This window comes from Rhizobium sp. TRM96647 (assembly GCF_025780115.1).
Lineage (GTDB): Bacteria > Pseudomonadota > Alphaproteobacteria > Rhizobiales > Rhizobiaceae > Mycoplana.
Window position 1 is genome coordinate 1 of record NZ_JAOXHF010000037.1, and the last position, 3,847, is coordinate 3,847.

Annotated in this window: 2 protein-coding genes and 1 pseudogene; all 3 read right to left on the minus strand. The window is 65.5% G+C overall.

Features of this window, described 5'->3' with window-relative positions; all coding sequences use genetic code 11:
• Positions 1 to 987: pseudogene (locus tag OCK02_RS26050) on the minus strand (hypothetical protein); the annotation flags it as partial.
• Between the two features lie 120 nt (positions 988 to 1,107).
• Positions 1,108 to 3,216 carry a TonB-dependent hemoglobin/transferrin/lactoferrin family receptor gene (locus OCK02_RS26055; protein WP_263815553.1) on the minus strand — a complete coding sequence of 703 codons (2,109 nt, stop codon included), beginning with the start codon at positions 3,214 to 3,216 and terminating at the stop codon, positions 1,108 to 1,110.
• Between the two features lie 56 nt (positions 3,217 to 3,272).
• Positions 3,273 to 3,847 (minus strand): M10 family metallopeptidase C-terminal domain-containing protein (locus OCK02_RS26060; RefSeq protein ID WP_263815554.1); only part of this gene is annotated, 575 nt, incomplete at its 5' end.

Here is a 3,847-nt window from a genome sequence, read left to right on the forward strand (position 1 = left end):
GTCGATCGCCTTGGCCACCTGCAGCTTGGTGCCCGACAGCTTGAACAGCCCGCCGGCCGTATCCGTCAGCTTGTAGGCCAGCGCCTTGCCTTCCGGATCCTTCGCCGAGAACGTGCCGACCGTCGTCCCCTTCTTGCTGTTCTCCGCAACCGTCGACTTCGAAAGCGCGATCGACGTCGGGGCCTTGTTCGCCGACGGCGTCGAGCCGAGCTTCGTCAGGTCGACGCTGCCGTCCGAGAACTTCGCGATCTCGAAATTCTTCAGCGTATCGCGGCCGTCATTGGCGCCGGAGCGGTTGTCGGTCACCGTGACGCTGCCGTTGCTGTTCTTCGTCAGCGTATAGTTCGCCTTCTTTCCGCCGAAGACCGCCGTGTCGGTGCCGGCCGCGCCGTCGAACGTGTCGTTGCCGCCATTGCCGCGGACGGTGTCGTTGTACTTCGTGCCGCGATAGGTGTCCGCGCCGGTCGATCCGACCACGTTGTGGGCCTCGGCCCAGAGAAAGCTCTCCAGCGCCGCGGGCTTGGAAAAGCCGCCACCGTCATGCGCGCCGCCCATCAGCCCGTAGATCACGTCATGCACGGCCCCGCGCTCGCCATAGGCGTTGTAGATCTTCAGCCCGCTGATCTCGATCGGCGTCTCGACATTGGCGATGTGGCCGTTCTCGACGTCGAACGAGCCGTCGGAACTGTTGTAGCTGTCGCCGAGCGTCGACAGGCGCACGGTCGTCAGCGTACCGCTCAGGGTGTGGTCGTTGAAGTAGTAGTTGAAGTTCTTGCCGTCGAGGATGATGGCCTTGGTGTCACCCTCCTTGCCCTTCACCACCTTGTCGAGAAGCACGATCTGGTCGCCCTCGAACTGGCCCGAGCCGCCGAGGATATAGGGCCAGCCTGTCGGCACCAGCGTCGAAAAGAAGTTCGTGAACGCCGTGTTGAAGTCGACCCCGGTCGATGAACCGAGTTCGGCGGTAAGCTTGATGGTGATCGTCATCTCGTCACTCCCGTTTCGGGCGACCGGCCGGTCCGTCGGAAACCCCGCGGATGGGCCAGCTGCCCCGTAAGGCCTGTCAGGCAAGGTGGACGGCGCCCGTGAACGTGGGCGCCGTCCGGGCTAGAATTTCATCGTCAGCGAGGCCTTGGCGTTGAAGCCCGGGCTCGGATCGGCGTTCAGGTACTGGGTGTATTCGCGGTCGAAGATGTTGTTCAGGGCGATGTTGGCCGTCGTCGTCTCGTTGATCGCGAACTGGGCGAAGAGATCCACGAGCTGATAGGCCTCGCCGATGAACCCGGTCGAAAGGTCCTCGTCCTTCTTGCCCACCACCGTCAGCCGCGTCCCCGCCGTCAGCCGGTCGTCGAGCGCGCGGAAGCCGAGCGTGGTGACCGCGCGGAAGGGCGGCACCTTCTGCAGCGTCGCCCCGGTCGTCAGGTTTTCGCCGTCCAGGATCTGGCCCGCCAGGCCCGCGAACATGAAGCCCGCGTCATAGCTCGCCTCGAACTCGAACCCCTTGATGCGGGCCTTGGCGATGTTCTGGTACTGGTACCCGCCCGGGATCGGGAACATGATGAAGACCTGGTCGATGTAGTTGTCGACATCGTTGCGGAAGACGCCGAGCTTCACGCCGAGCTGGTCGGAGCCGGTGAAGAGATCCTGGAAGCGCAGGTTGACGCCGGCCTCGATGGTGTGGGCCACTTCCGGCTTGAGGTTCGGGTTGGGGAAGAACTGCCCCATCACCGGTGGCGGGTGGAAACCCTCGATCAGCGTCTCCGTCAGCGCCGGAGCGCGGTAGCCTTCCGAATAGCCGCCGTAGAACGTCACCGGGTCCCAGGGTGTCACGCCGACGGTGAGCTTGGGCGACAGCCGGCTGCCGTCGGTATGGGTCTCGTCGTTCTCCAGGCTGTAGCCGTCGTAGCGCAGCGCCCCGATCACCTCCAGCCATTCCCAGGTCAGCTTGTCCTGGATGAAGGCGCCATAGGCGACGCGCGTGCCCGGCGGCGTCAGGTCGTCGCTGCTGCCGAACTCGTCCTCGGTGCTGACTTTGTCGCGGAACACGTCGCCGCCATAGGTGACCTCGTGGGTGACCGCACCGGTATCGAAGGTCGAGGTGTTGAAGAGGTCGAGCCCGGTGGTGCCGACCTTGAAGGACTGGTCGTCGCCGGCGATGTCACCGGTGCCCGCCTGGTCGGACAGGGTCCCGCTGTAATAGATCTTGGCGCTTAGGTTCCAGAAATCGGAATCCGGCGTGTAGCGGTAGCCGGCCGTGAATGTGTCGACGGTCACGTCGATGTCGCGAACGCTGGTGCTGCCGTTCTCGAAGGTGTTGAAGTAGCGGGATGCGGAGAGCGTGATCTCCTGGTCGTCGGTCGGGCGGAAGCGCGCCTTGGCCAGCCCGGAGCGCAGGTTCTGCGCCGAATCCACCTTGGTCCCGTCGCCGGAGGTATAGTCGCCGGGCTTGAACCACGTGCCGGCGATGACGAAATCGGCCCCGTCGCCGATCCGCGCGGCGGCCTCGCCGTGCACGGTCGGCCCCGGCCCGTTGGTGTCGAAGCCGAGCTTCACCCGGCCGCCCTTGGTGGCCCCCTCCTGCAGCACGTCGTCGGCGTCGATGGTGGTGAACGAGATCACGCCGCCGATGGCGCCGCTGCCGTAGACGGTGGCCGTCGGCCCGCGCGTCACCTCGACGCTCTTGAGCATGTTGGTGTCGAGATAGAAGGTGCCATTGGCCTCGTGGCCGTTCTTCTGGAAATTCTGGCGGGCACCGTCGACGAGCACGTTGACGCGCCCGAAGTCCTGCAGGCCGCGCATGTTGATCGCCGTCCCGGGATCGTCCGCCGAGGTCTGCGTCGACACGCTCGGGATCAGCGTCACGATCTCCGAGACCGGGGCGCCCGGCATTTCGACGCTGAGCTGCTCGCGCGACAGCGCGCTGGAGCCGGAAAGCGTTTCGAACACGCGCTCGCCGAGCCGCGTGGCCGTCACCACGATCTCCTCGAGCACGGTCGGCTCATTGGGGTTCGCGGGCGTGCCGTCCGCCGCGGCCTGGTCTTCCGCCTGGACCTGCGCGTCCTGGGTTTGCGCATCCTGTGCCAGCACCGGCCACACCGGCACGGCGATTGCCGTCAAGAGCGCCAGCGCCGATACGCCGAGACGAAACCGGTCGATCGGCCGGCCGGACTTACAGAGAGCGGGCGGAACCGCGTGCCCCGGTGCGCTGACGTGCATCGGGGGGCGGCCTTTCCGGCCGCCCCCTTCAGACATTTTCAAGTCTGCATTCCGCTTCACAGCAGGAAGTCTCCCTTGTCGAGGGTGACGAGCTTGTCGATATGGAGGGCGAAGTCGGTCTTGCCGTCGCCGTTGGTGTCGGCGGTGACGTAGGTGTCCTTGCCGCTCTTCGAATAGCGCAGTTCGCCGGCCTTGTCGGAGAAGGCGTCCGTGCCGATGAAGCTGAAGGCCTGGTTGCCCGACTTCGTCGTGTTGGCGTCGATCGCCTTCAGGTCGATGATGTCGCCCGAGCCGAAATCGAAGATCGTGTCGCGGGCCGACGTGGTCGAATCCGACACCGCCTTGAACACGAACACGTCCCTGCCGCCGCCGCCATAGAGGTCGTCGGCACCCTTGCCGCCGTAGAGCGTGTCGTTGCCACCCTGCCCCTTCAGCACGTCGTTGCCGTTGCCGCCGGTCAGCACGTTGGCGCTGCCGTTGCCGGTCAGCTTGTCGGCATGGCTCGTGCCCGTCAGGTTCTCGATCGACACGTACTTGTCGCCCTTGGCGTCATTGGTGTTGATCGAGGCCTTGGCCAGGCTGGCGGTGACGCCCTTGGACGCGCCGGCATAGGAGGCCGTGTCGTTGCCCG

Coding starts and splice junctions, on each gene's coding strand:
- OCK02_RS26055 (WP_263815553.1), bottom strand. CDS start 3,216: ATGCACGTCAGCGCACCGGGGCACGCGGTTCCGCCCGCTCTCTGTAAG.